Raw genomic sequence first — 22,885 nt, forward strand, 5'->3', positions numbered from 1 at the left:
GGTATGCAGTTGGTGGTTACAGAGAAGCCCAGCGTAGCACAGGCAATTTCCCATGTGATCGGGGCGAAAGAGAGAAAAGACGGTTACATGGAGGGAAACGGATTTCTCGTTTCATGGTGTGTAGGACATCTGGTAGAGCTGGCACAGCCGGAGATGTATTCAGAAGCATGGAAAAAATGGAGCTATGAGAGCCTGCCCATGATACCGGAGCAGTGGCAGCATGAAGTGAAAAAGGAAACAGCAACGCAGTATAAAATCTTGAAAAATCTGATGCACGATACAAGAGTTGAAAGTGTGGTGTGTGCCACCGATGCCGGACGGGAGGGAGAACTTATCTTCCGTCTGGTATATGAACAGGCAGGCTGCCGGAAACCAATGAAACGCCTGTGGATTTCATCAATGGAGGAGAGTGCAATCCGTGACGGGTTTGAAAACTTAAAGCCGGGAAGCGATTATGACAGCCTGTACCAGTCTGCACTTTGCAGACAGCAGGCAGACTGGCTGGTGGGATTAAATGGTACGAGATTATTTACTGTACTGTATGGCGGAAAGGTATTAAAGGTGGGCAGAGTACAGACGCCCACCCTTGCCATGCTGGTAGACCGTGAAGTGAAGATTATGAATTTTGAAAAAGAGCAGTATTACATGGCTCATATTCTGATGGATGGGATAGATGCCATGACAGAACGGATTGACGATAAGGCAAGGGCAGAAAGTATTGCTGCAGCGTGTGAAAGTCAGAGTGGAGTGGTTCGTTCCGTTATAAAGGAAAATAAAAGCGTTGCACCACCAAAACTTTATGACCTTACCACGCTTCAGCGGGATGCCAACCGTATCTTTGGTTTTACTGCAAAGCAGACATTGGAGTACACCCAGAGCCTTTATGAGAAAAAGCTGGTCACTTATCCGAGAACGGACAGCCAGTATTTATCCGATGATATGGAAGAAACTGCAAAAGCGGTAATCGGGGCAGTTTATCAGGCGATTCTCTTTGAGGAACAGACCGGAGCAGAGCCGGATATAAAAAGAGTGTTGAACAGTAAAAAAGTGACCGACCACCATGCAATTATTCCCACCATAGAAATTACAAAGACAGACCTTTCCGCTGTGCCGGAGGGAGAAATGAAAATCTTATCCCTTGTCGCTAATCGTCTGTTATGTGCAACCGGGAAAAAGCAGTTGTATGAAACGGTAAAAGCAGAGTTTTCCTGCGGTGGTTACAGCTTTCATGTATCCGGAAAAACGGTTCTGCAGAACGGGTGGAAAGAATTTGAAGCAGCATTGAAACGTACCTACCGGGTAGAAAAAACAGATGAGGATAAGGAAGAGAAGAAACTGCCGGAGCTTTCTGAAGGCATGACGTTTCCAGTTATCCAGACAAAGGTAACAGAGCATTTCACGCAGCCTCCCAAACATTTTACCGAGGACAGCCTGCTTTCTGCGATGGAACGTGCCGGAGCAGAGGATATGGGCGATGAGGTGGAACGCAAAGGACTTGGCACACCTGCCACCAGAGCTGACATTATTGAAAAGCTGGTCAAAGACGGTTTTGTGAAACGGGAGAAAAAGCAGATGCTTCCCACCGAGGACGGGATGAAGCTCATTACTGTTCTGCCGGATATGGTAAAATCCCCGAAGCTTACAGCAGATTGGGAGAATACGCTGACTTTGGTTGAAAAAGGCGAATACACCATGCAGGAGTTCATGGATGGCATTGAAGATATGGTGCGGGAGCTGGTGCAAACCTACCACAGTATCAGTGACGATCAGAAGTCTTTGTTTGGAACGATGCAGGAAGTGCTTGGAAAATGCCCGAAATGCGGCAGCGATGTAGTAAAAGGAAAATTCGGTGCTTACTGCAAACAAAAATGCGGCATGAATGTGGGTAGGGCAATGGGAGCAACGTTTTCCGATACACAGATGAAAAGTCTGCTTGAAGGGAAAAAGACCCTTGTGAGAGGATTAAAAGGGAAAAAGGGAAGCTACGATGCGTACCTGATTCCGGAGGGAATTGAGGATTATTCTTATATCAAAGACGGAAAGGAAATCAAAGGTTCGCAGTACAAATTCAAGATGGAATTTCCACCGAGAAAAAGCAAGTGAAAAGGAGACAGAAAAATGAATACAGAAATGAAAAAGACCGTTGTTTACAGCACCGGAGATAAAATTTTAAACATTATGAAAGAGCAGGATATGGATATTCCAGAACTTTCTTTGCGGTGCGGTGTCAGGGAAGATGTATTGATGGATATTCTGGCAGGTATCCGGGAAGCAGATATAAGTACGCTCTGCAAAATTGCAGACGGACTGGAGATTTGTGTACGGGAGCTTTGCCCTGATGAAGAAAGCTATGTCGTTCCGGTGGAAAAAGATATCCTTGCAAAGCTCATTGTGATCAGCGAGCTGAAGGAGATGGAATTGGAGGAGCTGATTGGCACAATTCTGGAAAACGGTATCGAAGAACACGGTTTTTATGAATAAGGCGGCGGGGGTTATCCCCTCCGTCATTTTGGAGGAATGCTTATGGTAACAAAATATCAGATGATTTCCTATCTGGCGGAGGATACCGCAAAAGAGATAGCGAAAAACGGGCAGGAGTGGACAAGGTATCTGACTACCGCTGCAAGGCTTTATAAATATCCGTTCAATGAACAGATACTTATTTTTGCACAACGACCGGATGCAACAGCCTGTGCGTCCCTTGAACTATGGAATGAGAAGATGAATTGCTGGGTAAACCGTGGAGCAAAGGGAATTGCCCTGCTGGATACGGAAAATTCCTATACAAGATTGAAATATGTTTTCGATGTGTCCGACGTACATAAGGCAAGGCGGATAGGACGTGATCCGAATTTGTGGGAGTTGCGTGAGGAGCATAAAGAAACAGTCCTGGCACAGCTTGAAAAGACATACGGAGAAACGGATAAAAACAGCTCCTTTGAACAGCGGATAATGGAAATATCCAATCGGATTGCTTTGGATTATTATGAAGAACTTCTGCCGGAAATCGAATATGTGAAAGAGGGCAGCTTTTTAGAGGAACTGGACGAGTTAAATGTAGGTGTCAGGCTTCGTGATACGCTTTCTTCCAGTATTGCTTACACCATACTGTCACGATGCGGTGCAGATATGGAACTGTGGAAAGACGAGCAGGGATTTGAATATATCAGCGACTTTAATACGATGAAAACCCTGTCTGTTGTTGGTACAGCCACCACAGATATGTGCAAGCCGCTTTTAATGGAGATAGGCAGAACCATAGGAGCGTATGACCGCCAGATTGCCCGCAGGAAGGCACAGGAAAAAGCTAATGCAGGACGCACACAAACTTCTTTGGAAAATACGGAGAAAGTGCTTGCAAATGAAGCAGATACAGACTATAATGCTTTAAAGCGTGAAAGCGAAAAGGAGCTACAAAACAATCAGGAGATAGAAATACAGAGCAAAAAGGAGGATGCGGCACATGAAACTGACATACGAAAAGAACGGGGATTATCTGATTCCGAACCTGACAGCGAACGAGGAACCGGAGGGAACGCTGACGAAGTACGGTATGATGCGGAAGAACTTCTTACAGGAACACCGGAAAGGGATTTATCAGGGCATGATACTGGCGGGCGAGCTGAAAGCACACTGTCTGGAGATACAGGAGCAGGCAGAGCAGAGAATGGAAGCCCTGAGCGAACAGATGGCGAAAGCAGAGGGAGTGAACGAGGAACTGAAAGCAGCCGATCAGATGAAGTGGGTAGCGAAGATGAACAACATCAGACATTCAGCGGAGGAGATCGTGCTGACGGAACTGATTTACAGTTAGAAAATGACATACAGGAAGAAGAAATACCAGAACCGGATAGTGGAGAACATTCATTATCCGGTTCTTTTTTTCCGAAGCTGTCTGAAACAGAGCAGGGGGAGGACTTACAGCGTGGTATTTTATGCAGTGATGAGTTCCTGAAGCATAAAAGACCGGAAATAGCTGGGTATTTTCAGATAGAGCAGGATGCAAAGATTCAGGCGGATTATCTGAGAAATTCGTTCCGCATGGAAGAATACACCGAGTTCAATATCGGGGAAATGCGGGGCGGCTACCGTGCCGATGAGGACGGTATTACCTTATGGAAAGGCAATTATCTGACCCGTGAAGCGGAAAGCAGGCTGTCATGGGAGGAAGCACGTTTTCTTGTCAATTCCTATATGGAGGACGGAGTATATCTTCTTCCAGGAGAAACCGCAGAGCGGATTGAAACAGCGGGAATGTACCAGCAGCTTGACTTATTTTCCATGTTTACGGAGCAGGCTGGCAATCTTGCCATGAAACAGGCGGAAACAGTGACACCGATACGGTCAGAAACAAAGATACCGCCGGAGCAGATAGCGGATATTCTGCGGAGCGGCGGAGGCAGGGATAACAGCAGAAAGCGTATCTACACCAAATATCAGCAGGGAAAGACACCGGAGGAGATGGCTGCTTTCTTACAGAAAGAGTATGGAACAACCGGAAAGGGCTTTGAATTTGACGGAAAGCAGTTAGCGGTATGGTTCAATGAGGATGGGATGCGTGTCGGATATGGCACATCGACAGAGCGTCCGGTGCTTCAGATGAACTGGCAGGAGGTGGAAGCAAAAATCCGCTCACAGGTAGTAAACGGTACCTATATGGGAGCAAATGAAGCTTATCTGACTGACGAAGCAGAACGTGACCGGATTGCAGGGCATCTCTTTTTCTTTTTCCGGGATGGCATGGGAGAACTGCCGGAGGAGCTTGGGCTAAAAGCAGGAAATTATCCGGAGGCTCATGCAAGAATGATAGAATACCTTTCTACAAAAGAAGGAGTTGAGCTTGTGGCTTCCCACATGGATCAGGCACTTCATCAGCTTGAAACCGGAGAGAAAAAGCTACGTTTCCGTTCAGTTATGCCAAAAGAGGAGCTGCGGGAGGAACTTGACAATCTGCTGATAGAAAAACAAATCTTTCCAACCGCAGACCATGTGGAAATAAAGAGGGAGGATTTTATTACTCAGGACGAGATAGACCATAATCTTGGCAGGGGAAGTGGATATTCACATGGTTCTTTCCGCATCTATGATTATTTTCAGGAAAAGCATGACAGCAAAGAAGCAGCGGAATTTCTGAAAAAAGAATATGGCATTGGAGGCGGCTCTCATGCACTTGCCGGAGCAGACCATAGCTGGCAAGACCACAACTTTAAAGGGATTGAATTAAAAAAGGGAAATATCTGCGAACCTTATGCGAAAGTGCTGCTGTCTTGGAAAGTAGTCGAAAAGCGTATCCGAAAGCTGGTGGCGGAAGATAAGTATTTATCTCCGGCAGGGAAAGAAGCCTATGCCCGGTACAAAGAGGAAGAAGCACAGAAAGCGCTGGAAAAAGCACAGGCGGTAATAGAACGGAAAACGAAGGTTGCCTGTAAAGAAGCCATTGAACGGACGATTTCGGAAAAATTTGACGGGTATCGTCTGCCGAAAGATACACCGGATGAAGTAATCCGAAAATATGGTAGCGAGCGTGTCAGCTATGTACTTGCCAATACTGTCATGCACCTGACGCACGATGGCAGATTTTCTCCCGACAATAAGGCATGGGCAAAAGAAATAGAACCGTATGCCAAGTATGAGAACCGTGATTTGATTGTTTCTTCCCATCCGGCGGTCTTAAATGGATTTATCAATCAGACAAGACGGTATATGGAGCAGGAAAAGGAGATTGCGGCACAGCAGATTACCATTGACGGGCAGTTGTGTTTAAAGATTGATGAATGGAAGTCGGAAGAAAATAACTATGTGCTTGGAAATTCCATGCAGGACAATGCGTTCTTTTACGTACTCATAAACGAAAATGTCCATTTTGAATATGATTACAAACCGAGCAGGGAAGAAATTGAAAACGATTATTTGAATCTCATTGCAATGGAAGATATAGACCGACACGAAGCGGAGGTATTTTCACGCATTGAAGGAACGGAAGATGTAGCGGAAACAGAATCACGATTCTCAGTTGAGGAAACCAGCGATGCCTTTGAGCCGGGACAGGATTTTGCAGTATGGGATCATGGCAGGGAAGATTATTATATAAAAGAGGACGGTACAATTCCCACCTTTGAAACAAAAGAGGAAGCGGAACACTATCTGCAAAGCATGGAACCGGACACTTCTGGACACGATGTCCAAAAGTCAGTGGAAGAACCTGCCATAGAAAAGCCTGTGAAGCAGCCTGCACCAAAGATTGATAAATCCAATGCGGTCAATTTCCACATTACAGACGATGCGTTAGGAGCAGGCAGTGCGAAAGAGAAATTCCGACGAAATATAGAAGCAATCCGTACTTTGGAAAAGGTGGAGAGCGAGAACCGTATCGCCACACGGTCGGAACAGCAGATTTTATCACAGTATGTTGGCTGGGGCGGGCTTGCCGATGCCTTTGATGAAAGCAAATCTGCATGGGCGGGAGAATATCAGCAGTTAAAGGAATTGTTATCGTCGCAGGAGTACGCTTCTGCAAGGGAAAGCACCTTAAATGCCCACTATACCAGTCCTGCCATTATCCGCAGTATTTATGATACCTTAGACCGTATGGGATTTGAAAAGGGGAATGTATTAGAGCCTGCAATGGGTATCGGAAATTTCTTCGGAATGCTGCCGGAGAAGATGCAGGAAAGCCGACTTTATGGTGTGGAGCTGGATGGTATTACGGGCAGGATTGCAAGACAGCTCTATCCGAAAGCGGATATTAAAATATCCGGTTTTGAAAAAACAGACTATCCGAATGATTTTTTTGATGTAGCAGTCGGCAACGTGCCATTCGGACAGTATAAGGTAGCGGATAAACAATATGATAAAAATAATTTCCTGATTCATGATTATTTCTTTGCAAAGACATTAGATAAAGTCCGTCCCGGCGGTGTGGTTGCTTTTGTTACCAGTAAGGGAACAATGGATAAAAAAAGTCCGGAGGTCAGAAAGTATCTGGCTCAGCGAGCGGAGCTTATGGGGGCGGTCAGACTTCCGAATACAGCATTTAAGGAAAATGCAGGGACAGAAGTCACTTCGGATATTTTGTTTTTTAAGAAGCGTGACCGTGTGATGGACATAGAACCGGATTGGGTACATTTATCAGAAGATGCAAACGGTATCGCCATGAATACCTACTTTGCGGAACACCCGGAAATGATTGTTGGGAAGATGGAAATGGTCAGCGGTCCCTATGGCATGGAAAGCACCTGCCAACCGGATGCCACAAGACCGTTTGCAGAGCAGTTAATGGATGCGGTCAGCCGGATTGACGGGGAAATCGAAGCAGTGGAGACGGACGAGCTTGCGGATGAGCTGGCAGATGCCACCATTCCGGCAGACCCGGACGTAAAGAATTACAGCTACACACTGGTGGAAGATAAGGTATATTACCGTGAAAATTCCATTATGAAGCCTGTGGATATGTCAGAATCCATGCAGGAACGCATAAAAGGCATGGTAGGAATCCGAAACTGTACGCAAGAGCTTATCAATTTGCAGTTGGAAGAATATCCGGATACTGTGATTAAGGAAAAGCAGAAAGAATTGAATACCCTTTATGATACGTTCAGCAGAAAATACGGTTTAATCAATTCCCAGACCAACAAAAGAGCCTTTAATCAGGACAGCAGCTATTGTCTGTTATGTTCTCTGGAAAAGCTGGATGACGAGGGAAATTTCAAAGGCAAAGCGGATATGTTCACGAAACGTACCATTAAGAAAGCGGAAGTGGTTACAAGCGTGGATACAGCAACGGAAGCTCTGGCAGTATCTTTATCAGAAAAAGCAAAAGTTGACCTTTCTTATATGGCGGAGCTGACCGGAAAAGAGATTGATACAATCAAAGAAGAACTGACGGGCATTATCTTTCAGAATCCGGTCACAGACAGGTGGGAAGCAGCGGACGAGTATTTAAGCGGCAATGTCCGGGATAAGTTGCAAACAGCGAAGATTTACGCCGAAAACCACCCGGAATACAACATAAATGTGCAGGCACTTACAAAGGTGCAGCCCACAGAACTGGATGCCAGCGAGATTGAGGTGCGTATCGGTGCCACATGGGTTGAACCGAAATATATTGAAGATTTCATGCGTGATGTTTTTGAAACACCGCAGCATCTCTTCAACCGGAATACAATGGGGATTCAGTATTCCGATGTGACAGGACAGTGGAATGTAAAAGGAAAAAGTGCGGATTACGGAAACAGTCTTGTAAATATGACTTATGGTACAAACCGGAGAAATGCTTATCAGATTTTAGAGGATTCTCTGAATTTAAAGGACAGCCGGGTGTACGATACCGTGATAGAGGACGGAAAGGAAACGAGAGTCCTGAATAAAAAGGAAACCATGATTGCCAGTCAGAAACAGGAGGCAGTCCGGGAAGCCTTTAAGAACTGGGTATTTGAAGATCAGGAACGTAGACAGGACTTGGTGGCGAAATATAACAAGCTCTTTAATTCTACCAGACCAAGAGAATATGACGGTTCCCATTTGAAATTCCCTGGCATGACACCGGACATCGACCTTAGACCGCACCAGTTAAATGCGGTGGCACACCAGCTTTACGGGGACAATACCCTGCTTGCTCATTGTGTGGGAGCAGGAAAGACTTTTGAAATGATTGCTGCAGCAATGGAAAGCAAGCGGTTAGGGTTATGCCAAAAGAGCCTGTTCGTTGTTCCCAATCATTTGACGGAACAGTGGGCGAGTGACTTTTTGCGGTTATATCCCGGAGCAAATATTTTAGCGGCAACGAAGAAAGATTTTGAGCCAGCCAACCGGAAGAAATTCTGTTCCAGAATCGCCACCGGAGATTATGATGCTGTCATTATCGGGCATAGCCAGTTTGAAAAAATCCCGTTGTCGCAGGAAAGACAGATAGGCATTATCGAAAGACAGATTGATGAGATTGAGCTTGCCATAGAGCAGGCGAAAGCAGATAACGGGGAGCGTTACACCATTAAGCAGATGGAAAAGTCCAGAAAATCCCTTATGACAAGACTGGAAAAACTCAACGATACTTCCCGGAAAGATAATGTTGTAACCTTTGAGCAGTTAGGTGTGGACAGGCTGTTTGTAGATGAAAGTCACAATTATAAGAACCTTTTTCTATACACGAAAATGCGGAATGTGGCGGGCATTGCACAGACGGAAGCACAGAAGTCCTCCGATATGTTTGCTAAGTGCCAGTACCTTGATGAGCTGACTGGCGGAAAGGGCATTACGTTTGCTACGGGTACGCCGATCAGCAACAGTATGACGGAGCTTTACACCAATATGCGGTATCTTCAGTATGGTACGCTTCAGAAGATGGGATTAGGGCATTTTGACAGTTGGGCAGCTTCTTTTGGAGAAACACAGACCGCCATTGAGCTGGCACCGGAGGGAACAGGATACCGGGCAAAGACAAGATTTGCAAAATTCTTCAATCTGCCGGAGCTGATTGCACTTTTCAAGGAGAGTGCGGATATCCAGACACCGGATATGTTAAAGCTGCCTGTGCCGGAAGCAGAATATGAGAACGTGGTGCTGAAACCCAGCGAATATCAGAAAGAGATGGTAACATCGCTGGCAGATCGGGCGGAGGCAGTGCGTAACAGACTGGTAGAGCCGCATCAGGATAATATGCTCAAGATTACCAACGATGGAAGAAAACTGGCACTCGACCAGCGTCTGATCAACGATATGCTCCCCGATGAGGAACATTCCAAAGCAAAAACCTGTGTGGATAAGGCATTTGAGATTTGGGAAGATACCAAAGGGGAGAAATCAGCACAGCTTATTTTCTGTGATTTATCGACACCGAAAGGAGATGGTACATTTAATGTCTATGAGGATATAAGAAATAAACTGATGGAAAAAGGTGTTCCCGCAGAAGAAATCGCCTTTATACATCAGGCAAATACGGAGCTTAGGAAAGCGGAGCTGTTCAGTAAGGTAAGAAGCGGACAGGTTCGTTTTTTATTGGGTTCTACTGCAAAAATGGGAGCCGGGACAAACGTGCAGGACAGACTGATTGCTCTGCACCACCTCGATGTACCGTGGCGTCCGTCTGATATTGAACAGCAGGAGGGGCGTATTTTGCGGCAGGGCAACAGGAATCCAAAGGTTAAGATTTTCCGGTATGTGACAGAGGGAACATTTGACAGCTACTCATGGCAGCTTATCGAGAATAAGCAGAAATTTATCGGTCAGATTATGACAAGCAAATCTCCGGTGCGAAGTTGTGAGGATGTGGACGAAGCAGCACTTTCTTATGCAGAGGTTAAGGCTCTGGCAACGGGGAATCCCTATATAAAAGAAAAGATGGATTTGGATATTCAGGTCAGCAAGCTGAAACTGATGAAAGCCAACCACACCAGTCAGAAATACCGTCTGGAGGACAACATTGCAAAGCATTATCCACAGCAGATAACCATTCTGAAGGAGCGTATCAGTGGCTTGCAGGCAGATATTCAGACTGCAAAAACCAATCTCCCAGCAGATAAGGAGTTTTTCTCTATGAGGGTCGGGAATAAGGTCTATACGGATAAAAAAGAAGCCGGAACTGCACTTGTGGAGATGTGCAAAGAAATCAAGAGCGTTAATGCTCCGGCAGTCATTGGAGAGTATGCAGGCTTTAAAATGGCGGTGTCCTTTGATTCCTTTAACCATAAATTCGTTATGAACATCAAAGGACAGCTCAGTCATAATCTGGAGATTGGTGTTGACCCGCTGGGTAACATTTCCCGTATCAACCATGCGTTGGAAGCCATGACAAAGGAACTGGCAGAAGCATCCACAAAGCTGGAGAATGTGGAGCGTCAGCTTGAAACAGCGAAGGTAGAGGTTACAAAGCCATTTGCACAGGAAGCAGAGCTTTCAGAGAAGTTAGACCGCCTTTCTGCCTTAAATGCCCTGCTCAATATGGACGAAAAGGGAGATGACGGAATAGGTATGGAAGATGATAAATCGGAACTGGGTACTGAGCAGGTGGCAGATACCAGAAAACCGTATCCCATAGAAAATACCCGACATAATTATGCTGTGGAGAATGGAAATCCGCAGGGAATGAGGCTCACAGCAGCGATGGCGGATAAGCCGGCACAGAGGGTATCCTTGAAAGAAAAGCTTGAGACTATGAAAGTAAAGGCTGCGGGGAATAATATAGAAAATTCCGTGCAAAGAGATAAGGGGAAGGAGGAGTATTTGTAATTATTATATTTCTTTTTATGCAAATATGAAATATAATATTAGTTCAAGGGAAATATAGTGATAGAGCGATTTGGAAAAAGCTAAAGAGAAATGGAGACAACGTAATACATAAAAATGGAAATTGAATTTGTCAGACACTGTCTGACAAATTCGGAAAGGATATATTATGAATGATTTAGAGCAGACAAATATGCTTCAGCCATTGGTGGATGAGATTGAAACAGCAGTTTCAAATGCCAAAAAAGAGATAGCTGAAAAAGTAAACAGTGTAATTACAGAGACGTATTGGAAAATCGGAAAATATATTGTTGAGTTTGAGCAGGATGGAAATGTTAAAGCAGCATACGGTTCAAAATTATTAACAACACTCTCGCATCAATTAACTTTGCGATTGGGACGAGGATACAGCCGCCCAAACCTCAACAATATGCGGAAGTTTTATCTTTGTTATGAGAATTGTCAGACGGTGTCTGACAAATTGACATGGTCGCATATTTGTGAGCTGATAAAGATTGATGATGAATTAGAAAGAAGTTTTTACGAAAAAGAATGTTATAAGGAAAAGTGGGATGTAAGAACACTCAGGCGACAGATGGATTCCGCTTTGTTTCTTAGATTAGCTACAAGCAGAGATAAAGAAGGAATTCTGGCACTTGCCAGAGAGGGAATTACTTATGACAAGCCAGAGGATGTTATCAAGGATACTTACACATTAGAATTTTTGGGACTTCCGGAGAAAGAGCGTTATAGTGAGGAAGACTTGGAGCAGAAAATAATAGATAATCTCCAAAAATTCTTGTTGGAATTAGGAAAAGGATTTACCTTTGTGGGCAGGCAGTATCCCTTAACTGTAAACAATATTCATTACCATGTGGACTTGGTATTTTACCACAGAATTTTGAAATGCTTTGTGCTGATTGATTTAAAGAAAAATTCCGTCCAGCATATAGACATCGGTCAGATGAATATGTATATGGGGTATTTCGCAAAAGAAGAAAATATGGCAGATGATAACCCACCGATTGGCATTATCCTGAGTCATAACAAAGATGAACTGCTTGTAGAATATGCAACTTACGGTATGGACAGCAATTTATTTGTTTCAAAATATGAATTGTATCTGCCAAATCGCAATGAACTCCAAAAATTAGTGAACAATATTTTAGAGAAGGATACAGAAAAGAAAGAAGAGTAATAAAAAAGCAATCTAAAAAAGATGCAAATTGAATAGGCATATCGAAAAAGACAATCAGAGATGGTTGTCTTTTTTGCGTGGAAAAAAGAAAGGACAATCGAATTATGGAAGATAAAAATACCGTTTACATGAGTGAAAAGCAAAAAGTCAAAGAGATTACGGATAAGCTGGAAGCTGGTTTGAAAGAGCTTTTTGAGAGTGAAAAATATAAAAGCTATCTCAGTACCATGTCAAAATTTCATAATTACAGTTTTAATAATACGCTGCTGATTGCCATGCAGAAGCCGGAAGCTACGCTGGTGGCAGGTTATCAGGCGTGGCAGAAGAACTTTGAGCGGCACGTCAATAAAGGAGAAAAGGCAATCCGTATTCTTGCACCAGCTCCTTATAAAATCAAAGAGGAACGTGATAAGTTAGACCCTGTAACGGGAGAAATGATGTTTGATGAAAACGGTATGCCGCAGAAAGAGGAAACAGAGGTTACCATTCCTGCCTTTCGTGCGGTATCTGTTTTTGATGTATCGCAGACGGATGGCAAGCCTATTCCGGAACTGGAAGTGAATGAGCTGTTATCTACGGTGGAGGGATATGAGGATTTTGTCCAGGCGCTTATGAATATTTCTCCTGTTCCGATTGCATTTGAAGATATTCCCGGCGATTCCAAAGGGTATTTCAGTACAGCAGAAAAACGGATTGCTGTTCAGGAAAATATGAGCGAAAGCCAGACTTTGAAAACAATGGTGCATGAGGTGGCTCATTCCAGGCTGCATGATAAAGAAGTTAATCAGAGCATGGATATTCCGGTAAAGGACAGGAATACAAAGGAAGTGGAAGCGGAGAGTGTGGCTTTTACAGTGTGCCAGCATTTCGGTATAGATACATCCGATTATTCCTTTGGATATATCGCAGGCTGGAGCAGCGGCAGGAATATGAAAGAGCTGAAATCTTCCCTTGATACAATCCGAAAGACAGCTTCAGAACTGATTACAGGCATTGAGGGGGCAATGCAGGAGCTTCAGCTTAACCGGGAGATGGAGCAGGAACATGGAAAGGAAAGCATTCTGCTGGTACATAACGAGGATTTTTCAGAATACAATCTTGTCAGTGTCCGTGGAATGGACAGTGCAGAACTTATATCCGCTCTTTCTACCATGAATGAAGAGGATAAATCGAATATATCATCTTATCTTGAAAGCAAAGGAGCATGGACTACCGAACTTGCTGACGAGCAGACGGAAGAAGCGGAGGAATATCATATTGATGTCCGCTATAACATGGATACAGACGAGCTTATTGATGTAAAGGAAAGAATGGAACACCCCATTGATACCAATTTATCTGTCATGGGGCAGGCAGAACAACTTATCAATCAGTTGGAAGCAGAAAAAAATATTTTCACGTCTGAGGAGCGAAATCTGATTGTAAATTATGCCTATAAACTTGATGATATGAATAAAACAAGGGAACTTGCAGAGAAACTGGCATATAGGGAGCAGTATGCCCAACAGGATGTGGCATTGACCATAATTGATGCAAAGGCGGAGATTGATGCCCTGCCTGATCCGATGATTGGTTTGTCGGAAATGAGGGAATATGGCTATCAATGGAATGAAATGCTGCCATTAACACAAGAGAAAGCATTGGAATTATTTGAACATGATTTGCCTGTATATTTGCTTCATACTGACGGTGCGGAATCATTGGCAGAAAGCAGGGAGCGTATAGAAGAGCATGAAGGTATCTTTGGGGTTGAAAAGGAAACATGGAATAAAGCATTGAAACAGCAGACTAAGATTACACTTATCTTAATGGACGAACAGGAGCGAGAATATACATACCCGTATCCAGTTGTGGCTGTCGATATAGAAGAAATGGGTGGGGATAGAACTGCGGTATTCAAGACCTCAGAGCCTATTTCAGATACTGATGTGGCAGAAATTCATAATGCTTTTTATGGAACTGATTTGGAATTTGAAATAGAAAAAGAATTAGGTATCACATGGGTGGAATCTATTAACTATGAGGACGGATCTGTTATTACACCTGAAATGGCAAGAAAAGAGCAGCTCCTATATGCTAGTACTGATAAATATGGAATTTATCAATTAAAGCCTAATCCGGAATTAGATTCCTTACGTTTTGAGGGGACGGAATCCTTAAAGCGTATGGGCATTACAAAAGATAATTTTGATGCAATTAAACCAGAGAATTATACACTTTTATATGTGGGCGAATTATCTGAACTGCAAAAAGAGACGCAGGGGGCAACTTTAGAGGCAATCTTTGAAAAATTCAACCTTGACCACCCAGAAGATTTCAGAGGACATTCGCTATCTGTCAGCGATATAGTGGTGCTTCATCAGAACGGACAGAATACGGCTCATTTTGTGGATTCTTTTGGATATACGGAAATACCGGATTTTTTACGGGAGCAGACACCGGAAAAGGAAGAAATGCAGGACACTTCTGGACACAATGTCCAAAAGACAGAACCGGAAATAGATGGAGATGAAATCATTGATCTTGGCGATGAAACAGAACAGGTGCTTGCGGAAATGAAAAAAACTTTGGAAAGTGAACAGGAAACAGAACTGGCATTTTCTATTGCAGACCGTTTTATCAGCATTCAGGAAGTGGATGGCGGTTATGATTATTCCATTATGGGAGCTGATTATAAGGAGATTGACGGAGGAATTTATGATAATCCTGATGTGACGATAAGGGAAGCCTTGCATGATATTTTAGAGGATTTGAAGTCACAGCCGGATTACAATGGTGCAAAAGGAAATATCCAAAGAGAAGATGAACTGATACCGATGGATTATGATGGACTGATGGAAAAAGCAGAGGAAGCAAATCGTATTATTCCGGAGAGTACACCAAGCAGTGTGGTGGCAGATTTTAAGGCAAAGACCGGGGAATTATTCCACGATATTAGTGAAATGAATCCGGAAGAAATCGAGGAAACTGTGAAATGCCATGTGCAGGCGAAGATTGAAGAGTATGATATTAATGCAACAATCGTGGATGTTGCTGTAACAGGAAGCAGATGCAGGGGATTAGAGCATGAAGGTTCTGACCTTGATGTGGTGGTGGAACTTTCCACAGCGGAACGGGAGGACGATTTATTTAATGCCTTTAATGAGGATGGACTTCATATCGGAGAAGTAAAAGTTGACATCAATCCAATTACAGCCCAACGAACAGGTACGCTGGAATCCTATCTGCCACAGATGGAAGAATATTTGGAGGGCGTCAGACAGGTAAGAGAGCAGGAAAAGGAGAGCGCAGAAGTAACTTTAACTGTTTCGGAATGTGGAGAATTTCATAATCTTGGTGAGTGTTATGAGAATATTCCTACGGTGGATGAAGCTATAGCAATCTGGAAGCAGATACCTTCAGAGCGGATGAATGGTATTCCGGCAATCGGAATCAATATCCTAGGGAGAGGGGCGGAACCCTTCGAGGATTACGAGATTGATGTTTTATCTGGAAAGAGGATTGACCTTGGGGTTTTGGACTATGTTCCTGATATTAAAAACAATCCGCAGGCAATGGAAGTCATTACGGAACTGGTGGCTAAATTGCCCGATATGGAGATAGATGGCGTGATGAGTGAAGAAATGGAAGCAAGAGTGTGGGAACTGCGTATGCCGGACTTGCCACAAGAGGAACAGCTTGCAGTAGAACTTGACCGACTTTCCTACGATTATGATACTGTACTGTATCACGATAGTACAAGAAATATGACCGAGAATGTATCAGAGCTTGCAGAATCCATAAAACAGGGCGATACCGGACATTTAACAACGTGGCTTGCAGACATTATTTCGGAGGGAGCTGTACCAGAGGAAATAAAACGAGCAACGGAGCTTCTGGAAAAACTGACAGAGTATAAGCCGCTTGCCAAGATTGAGGAGGCAGAAGAACAGAATTATAATATGATTGATAATGTGCTGAATAATGGTGTTGGGGAGAAAGCCCAAAGGGAAGAAAATAAGAGAATGGAGGAGAAGCCTACGGTAAGGCTTTCCTTAAAATCCCGTCTTGCGGAGAAAAAATCACAGGTAGAAGGGCAATCGAAAGAACATGATGTTCAAGAAAATGAAAAGAAAAGTCAGAGGGAGATGTAAGTGATGAATAAGAGATTTACCGTAGAAGAGAGTAATTTAATCAGTATTTTTATGGAAGAAGGTATAGATTCAGATGTGGGAGGCAGAAAAAATGTCATAAATGGTATCAATAAGACACTGAAACATCTGGAGGATGATGAGATGGTTGAATTGTCATTATGTGTCCTTGCAAAATTAAAGGAATTGACGGATCATGAATTTATGAAGATGGAGTTTGTAGCGGCAGAGTAACATCAAACGTAAGGCAGAACATGGCTTTTGGTGGCTGTGTTCTGTCTTTTTGAATAAGAACTTGACTGATAAATATTACGGGTGTAATATTTATAACGAAAGGGAGTAAATTTTTTTGCTTCAAAATCTTACACTTGTAATATATAAGCGTAGTACATTGATACGAATAAGAAATGGAGGTAACGATGAAGGCAAAACATAGAACCAAAAGAATACAAAGATATAGAAAAATGTTGGGCATTATAGTGTTAATGTTAACAATTACTTTGATTGGAGTAGTTGTGAGTGCAACAGTATTATATAAAAGAAAAAATGCGTGTAAAACACCAGATACTATCTTAGTAGAGTATATGATGCATATTCCAAAACAAGAATACGAAGAAATGTATGCAATGATTGATTTGGAGTCATCTGGATATATCAGTAAGGAAGATTTTCTGAAGAGAAATTCCACTATTTATGAGGGAATTGAAATGCAAAACATGTCGATAAAAAATGTCGAGTATGTGGAGGAAGATAAAAAAGTAACATATTTGACTTCGTTTGATACAGTGGCAGGAACTATCAGCTTTGAGAATGAGGCATTTTTTATAAATGGAGAAGAAGGATATAAATTGGTTTGGGATGATTCCATGATTTTTCCTAATCTGACTTCTGCAGATAAAGTAAGAGTTTCTACTACACAGGCAGAGCGAGGAGAAATTCTGGATAGGAACGGACGTGTCCTTGCAGGAAAAGGTACAGCATCTTCAGTTGGAATTGTTCCGGGCAAGTTGGAAAACAGAGAGGAAGCAATCGCACAGATTGCAGGACTATTGGAAATCACAACGGAAGCGATAGAAAAGAACCTGTCTGCAAAGTGGGTAAAGGATGATTCTTTTGTACCTATTAAAACGATTCCAAGAGTGGAAGAAATTGAGTTAATGTCTATCAGTCCAGAGGAAGAAGTTTTAAAGGAGAAAGAAAGGCATGATAAGTTGCTGGAGATTCCCGGAGTGATGATATCTGATGTTGAAGTGCGTGAATACCCATTAGGGGAAGCCGCTGCGCATTTGGTCGGGTATGTTCAAAGCGTTACTGCGGAAGATTTAGAGGAACATGCAGGAGAAGGTTATACAGCCAATAGTGTAATCGGCAGAAGCGGAATGGAGGGCTTGTTCGAGAAAGAACTGAAAGGCCAGAACGGTTGCAGGATTTACATTGTAAATTCGGAAGATAAAGAGAAGGAGGAACTGGCTTGTATCCTGGTACAGCATGGGCAGGACATCCGGCTTACGATAGATACTGATTTGCAGGTTTCCTTGTACGAACAGTTTAAGGAAGATAAAAGCTGCTCGGTAGCCATAAATCATTATACCGGAGAGGTATTGGCTTTGGTCAGCACACCGGCTTATGACAATAACGATTTTATTATGGGATTATCGAGTGAGCAGTGGACTGTACTTAACGAGGACGAGAATAAGCCAATGTATAATCGGTTCCGGCAAGTGTGGTGTCCGGGATCTACCTTCAAACCAATTATAGCTGCGATTGGTTTACAATCAGGAGCAATCGATCCAATGGAAGATTACGGGAACGTAGGATTAAGTTGGCAAAAAGATGCATCGTGGGGTTCATATCATGTAACAACGCTTCATGCGTATGAACCAGTCATTTTAGAGAATGCCTTGATTTATTCTGATAATATTTATTTCGCAAAAGCAGCATTAAAGATTGGATCGGATGAGTTGGAGAATTCTTTGATACGGCTTGGTTTCAATGAGGAACTACCATTTGAGATTAAGATGGCAGAATCTCAGTATTCCAATACAGAAGGCATTGAAACTGAAATACAGTTAGCTGACAGCGGTTACGGACAAGGACAGATTTTAGTGAACCCGTTGCATATGGCATGTATTTATTCTGCTTTCTGTAATGAGGGAAATGTAATAAAGCCTTATTTGGTATATCAGAATGAAGCGGAAGTTGAGTATTGGATTCCGGGTGCCTTTTCTAACGAGACAGCAAGTCGTGTATTGGAAGGAACAAAGAAGGTTGTGAATGATTCTAATGGAACTGGATATGCAGCCCATCGAGATGACATTCTTTTAGCAGGAAAAACAGGTACGGCAGAAATAAAGGCATCGAAGGATGATACTTCGGGTACAGAATTAGGATGGTTTGCAATTTTTACAGCAGAAGATACGGAATGTCCTATATTGATTATCAGTATGGTAGAAGATGTGAAAGGAAGAGGAGGAAGCGGATATGTTGTTAAGAAAGACAGTCTGCTTCTGGAAGAGTGGTTTAGCAGTCATTAGTTTTGTACTGATGTTTAGTATTTCGGGGTGTAGCGATACACCACCGGAAGAAGATACAGTTTCGGAAACAGTAATTGATGTTCAGGACGTTTCAGAAGAAGAACAGGAGAATGAAGAAGAAATTATAAACATCTGCATAGATCTTTATGACAAGGCAGCAGAGGAAAATAAGTTAGATGATTTGGAAATAATTCGGAGTATTGTAAATCGTCTTGGAGAAAACGAGTATCCTGCTGTTGACAGCAGAAATCAAGTGAATATGACGGAAGCGGAGCAGGTACTGGAATTTTGTGAAAAGGTGGATGCACAGGAAGAAGCAGATATAACGATTCTTGAAGTCGGCTATTTGGGCGGATTTGTAAAATACGATTTGCACACAAAAGACGGAAATGTAGATGTGGTCAGAAGCTATTATGGATACGAAAATGGAGAAATACAGAAAGAAGTTACTGGGAGGTATCAAGCAGAGTATTGGAATTATACAGAAGAAGGTTACCTGATGTTTTCTGGTGTCTGGTTTTCAGAAGAATTATACGTTCTTACATTGAGTGGAGCAGAGGAGCATACCGCATTACGAGTACAGCCATTGGATGAAACATATAGGGAACTGAGTCGGAAATATCTTCTTCCAATCAGCTTTGAACAGAATAATATGTTTATTGTGGATTGGAGTGAAGAAGATTTTGGGGATTTGAATTTCTATGATATGTATGACATTCTTTATCCAAAAGTGAATGGTCAGTATGTTCCTTATGTTGCAGATGACAATTTGTCAGTCAGTGCAGTTTATCGGATTCCAAAAGAGGAATTTGAAAGCGTTATTATGAAATATTTCAATATTGATAGTGAAACGCTGCAATCCAAAACTGTCTATGATTCGGAGGATTCGACCTATGAATACAAACCGAGAGGCTTCGAAGAAGTAGAGTATCCGGAATACCCATATTCAGAAGTAATCGGGTATACGGAGAACAGTGATGGAACAATTACACTTACTGCTAATGTGGTATTTCCATATTCGGGAAATTCCAAAGTATATGCCCACGAGGTTGTGGTTCGTCCTTTGGAGGATGGCGGGGTACAATATGTATCCAATCGAATTATACCCTCCGAGGATAATTCTGAGGAAACATGGCATACGCCACGGTTGACGTTAGAAGAATGGGAAGAATTATACGGAGGCGAATAATGGAAGATGTGAAATGGCTGCTTAGAAGATGTGGTCTTCCGATTTTGCTGCTGTTGATTTTCGTAATAGCCGGAGTGGTCTGTTGGGGAGAACTGCATACAGAAAAGCAAAAGGTGGCAGAAGAAGTATGGGAGCCACCTGTAGAAATCGAAAATAGCGAAGCAGAAACAGAAGAAGCCGAGAATGCGGAAACTTCCACAGAGTCAGCATATTGGTTTATTCCGCAAGCCAGTGATGATCTCCTTACAGAAGAGGAGAAGGAGCAACTGCAGAGTACGGTTTTGTCAGCAGCAGAATCGGTCAGAGAAATCTATAAGGATATTGTAATTGCAGATGCACCAAGCTACTCTTCCGGTATTGGCGAATTTACCAAAGAGCAGAGGAAAGCTGTGGTGGAGCAATTGGGCAGAACCGGTCTGGTAAGTGTTGAAGAAGATACTGCTATGCAAAATCATGAAGCAATCGAAGCATTTTATGCAGATTACCTGGATGGACAAGACTCGATGGTTACGGTATTTGAAGTACAGAGAGATGGGCTGATTGGAGCAGTTACCTTTATCTATCGGAAAGGTGAGTTGCAGACCTATTACATAGGAATTCGGTGGAGAGAAGGTGGTATGCCAGAAATACAGGGAACTTCGGTAAGTAATGTGGCTGAGATTAAACTGACCGAAAAAGGATATTTTATCTACGCATATGAATATGTGATTGCACATGCAAGTTTGAGACAGTATTGGAGAATAGAACCGCTACCAGAAGACTGCCGGGAATTAACGCAAGAATACATATCAGGACTAAGTTATGTGAATTACAATCTGCTCGTTACCGATTGGGATAGCAGCAATGTGGAGGACATTCTGATGCCTTGTATGTATGAAGATGTTTATAGGATTTCTACGGGGGAAAATCTGAAAACTGAGGGTTGGAAGATTCCGGCAGAGGAATATGAAAGGATAATGACTACTTATTTTCCGGTATCGGTAGAACAGTTGAGAGAGCATTGTGGATATGATGAGGGCAGCAATAGCTATGAATATGAGATGATTTATGCCAGTCCATACCCACCTTTCGGAGAAGTAGTTGACTATACCCAAAATGCGGATGGAACGATTACACTTATCGTGGATGGAGTATGGCCGGATTATAATTCTGATCTCGCTTTTCGGAATACGGTTGTGGTCCAGCCATTTGAAGACGGAACTTTCAGGTATCTTTCCAATTCTATAGAACAAATAGAGTTGGAACTGCCGCCAATAGCAAAAGCACATTAAATTTGCTTTGAAAGAAAGGATGATATTATGGCATTAAAGAAAAAAAGCATTTTGCTGATTATGGCATTTCTGATTGGATGCTTCGTATGTGCCTGTGGAAAAGAAGATAGTATTGTGGATGAATCTCTTGTGGAAGATACGGAAGATGTATCTTCCACGGAGGAGATAAAAAGTGCCGAGGAAGAGGCTGCAGAACAATGGGAAAAGGGCTACGACCTTCCGTTAGATGAACAGGAAAGGGAAGAAGCTGAGACTGACTGTAAAAAGCAGATGGAACTTTATCTTGACATTTATGAAACTGCAGATAAAGGGATAGCATCTAATGTTGCTTTGGATGATCAAACAGTTTTGAAAATGCAGAGGAAGCTAAAGGATGCAGGATGTCCGGTTACAACAATGGTAACATATTCTAACATGGAGAATTATGAAAGTGTTGACAGTTTTCTGAAAGAATGTATGGAAGGGAAAAGTGGTTCTGCAGTAATTTATGAAGTCCACAACGATGGTGGATTGGGCAGAATGAAATTCATTTTTGATGGAACAGATATGTATGTTGTAAGTGCAAAAGGAATCTGGAATGCTGATAATAAGCCGGGGATTTCATACATTTCCTATACAAGACTAAAAGAGTGGAAATATACAGATAAGGGATGGTTCTGCTACGAGTTGTGTGTGCCGGAGCCACCGGAGGTCAGTGAAATTGTGGATGGAAGCAGCGTGATTAGAATAAAACCTATGACAGAGGAACAGCGAGAGATGTCTGAGCGCCTCGTCTTGGGACTTGGATATCAGGGACAGAACCTTTTGTGTTCCAACTGGAATACGGAAAATATGAGTGAATTGGATTATAACGGAATGTTTGAATATCTGTATGGAATGAAATATGGAGAAAAGTTCAATTCCGAAGATTATCCAAATGGTATTCCAAAAGAAGAATTCGAAAGTCTGATTATGGAATATCTTCCGATAACAGCGGAGCAGATACGAGAGTACGCAGTATTTGACGAGGAAAACCACACATATGATTGGGCTCGATTAGGATGTGGAAATTATGCACCTACTTTCTTTGGAACTTCTTTGCCAGAGGTCACGGATATCAAAGAAAATGATGATGAGACAGTCACGTTAACGGTGGAGGCGGTTTGTGATATGGTTATTTGCGATGATGCAGTCATAACCCATGAACTTACGGTAAGGTTTGCAGAGGATGGCAGTTTTCAGTATTTGGGGAATAAAATCCTAAATGACGGAATTATGCAGATACCCGATTATCAATACCGAATTAAAGAATGATTTGATAATAGTTGTGTTTTGTGGTAATCTTACAGATGTAAGAAAAGGAA

At 42.7% G+C, this 22,885-nt stretch carries 10 protein-coding genes; all 10 read left to right on the plus strand.

What is annotated here, in order from left to right:
• The first annotated feature begins 3 nt into the window (after positions 1-3).
• Positions 4-2,103, plus strand: coding sequence for a type IA DNA topoisomerase (locus WMO62_RS07150; RefSeq protein ID WP_014081130.1), 2,100 nt, complete (start codon positions 4-6; stop codon positions 2,101-2,103).
• A 15-nt stretch (positions 2,104-2,118) separates the two neighbouring features.
• Positions 2,119-2,481, plus strand: a complete 363-nt coding sequence (locus WMO62_RS07155; RefSeq protein ID WP_002596360.1) for a helix-turn-helix domain-containing protein — start codon at positions 2,119-2,121, stop codon at positions 2,479-2,481.
• Between the two features lie 42 nt (positions 2,482-2,523).
• Complete coding sequence (locus WMO62_RS07165; protein WP_435390468.1) at positions 2,524-11,223, plus strand: helicase-like domain-containing protein; 8,700 nt, start codon at positions 2,524-2,526, stop codon at positions 11,221-11,223.
• Positions 11,224-11,389: 166 nt separating this feature from the next.
• Entirely contained in the window at positions 11,390-12,418 is a 1,029-nt protein-coding gene (locus WMO62_RS07170; RefSeq protein WP_002596362.1) for a PDDEXK nuclease domain-containing protein, read from the plus strand.
• A gap of 104 nt (positions 12,419-12,522) precedes the next feature.
• Positions 12,523-16,551 (plus strand): YodL domain-containing protein, encoded by a 4,029-nt coding sequence (locus WMO62_RS07175; RefSeq protein WP_014081126.1) that lies wholly within the window; start codon positions 12,523-12,525, stop codon positions 16,549-16,551.
• A 3-nt stretch (positions 16,552-16,554) separates the two neighbouring features.
• The gene (locus WMO62_RS07180; protein WP_014081125.1) at positions 16,555-16,782 is read left to right on the plus strand and encodes a transposon-transfer assisting family protein; all 228 of its coding nucleotides are present in this window, start codon (positions 16,555-16,557) and stop codon (positions 16,780-16,782) included.
• Between the two features lie 185 nt (positions 16,783-16,967).
• A complete protein-coding gene (locus tag WMO62_RS07185; protein WP_349144244.1) occupies positions 16,968-19,082 on the plus strand; it encodes a penicillin-binding transpeptidase domain-containing protein in 2,115 nt (704 codons plus the stop codon).
• On the plus strand, positions 19,030-20,271 hold the full coding sequence (locus WMO62_RS07190; RefSeq protein ID WP_349144245.1) for a DUF6070 family protein: 1,242 nt from the start codon (positions 19,030-19,032) through the stop codon (positions 20,269-20,271). The genes WMO62_RS07185 and WMO62_RS07190 overlap by 53 nt, the downstream gene beginning before the upstream one ends.
• A complete protein-coding gene (locus WMO62_RS07195) occupies positions 20,271-21,542 on the plus strand; it encodes a DUF6070 family protein (RefSeq protein WP_014081122.1) in 1,272 nt (423 codons plus the stop codon). The genes WMO62_RS07190 and WMO62_RS07195 overlap by 1 nt, the downstream gene beginning before the upstream one ends.
• A gap of 27 nt (positions 21,543-21,569) precedes the next feature.
• The gene (locus WMO62_RS07200) at positions 21,570-22,835 is read left to right on the plus strand and encodes a DUF6070 family protein (protein WP_349108792.1); all 1,266 of its coding nucleotides are present in this window, start codon (positions 21,570-21,572) and stop codon (positions 22,833-22,835) included.
• Positions 22,836-22,885 lie beyond the last annotated feature (50 nt).

It is taken from the genome of Hominiventricola aquisgranensis (assembly GCF_040096225.1).
In the GTDB taxonomy this organism is placed as follows: Bacteria; Bacillota; Clostridia; order Lachnospirales; family Lachnospiraceae; genus Hominiventricola; species Hominiventricola aquisgranensis.

Excerpts from the sequence above, each read along its gene's own strand:
- WMO62_RS07150 (WP_014081130.1), top strand. The coding sequence starts at position 4 with ATGCAGTTGGTGGTTACAGAGAAGCCCAGCGTAGCACAGGCAATTTCC.
- WMO62_RS07155 (WP_002596360.1), top strand. The coding sequence starts at position 2,119 with ATGAATACAGAAATGAAAAAGACCGTTGTTTACAGCACCGGAGATAAA.
- WMO62_RS07165 (WP_435390468.1), top strand. The coding sequence starts at position 2,524 with ATGGTAACAAAATATCAGATGATTTCCTATCTGGCGGAGGATACCGCA.
- WMO62_RS07170 (WP_002596362.1), top strand. The coding sequence starts at position 11,390 with ATGAATGATTTAGAGCAGACAAATATGCTTCAGCCATTGGTGGATGAG.
- WMO62_RS07175 (WP_014081126.1), top strand. The coding sequence starts at position 12,523 with ATGGAAGATAAAAATACCGTTTACATGAGTGAAAAGCAAAAAGTCAAA.
- WMO62_RS07180 (WP_014081125.1), top strand. The coding sequence starts at position 16,555 with ATGAATAAGAGATTTACCGTAGAAGAGAGTAATTTAATCAGTATTTTT.
- WMO62_RS07185 (WP_349144244.1), top strand. The coding sequence starts at position 16,968 with ATGAAGGCAAAACATAGAACCAAAAGAATACAAAGATATAGAAAAATG.
- WMO62_RS07190 (WP_349144245.1), top strand. The coding sequence starts at position 19,030 with ATGTTGTTAAGAAAGACAGTCTGCTTCTGGAAGAGTGGTTTAGCAGTC.
- WMO62_RS07195 (WP_014081122.1), top strand. The coding sequence starts at position 20,271 with ATGGAAGATGTGAAATGGCTGCTTAGAAGATGTGGTCTTCCGATTTTG.
- WMO62_RS07200 (WP_349108792.1), top strand. The coding sequence starts at position 21,570 with ATGGCATTAAAGAAAAAAAGCATTTTGCTGATTATGGCATTTCTGATT.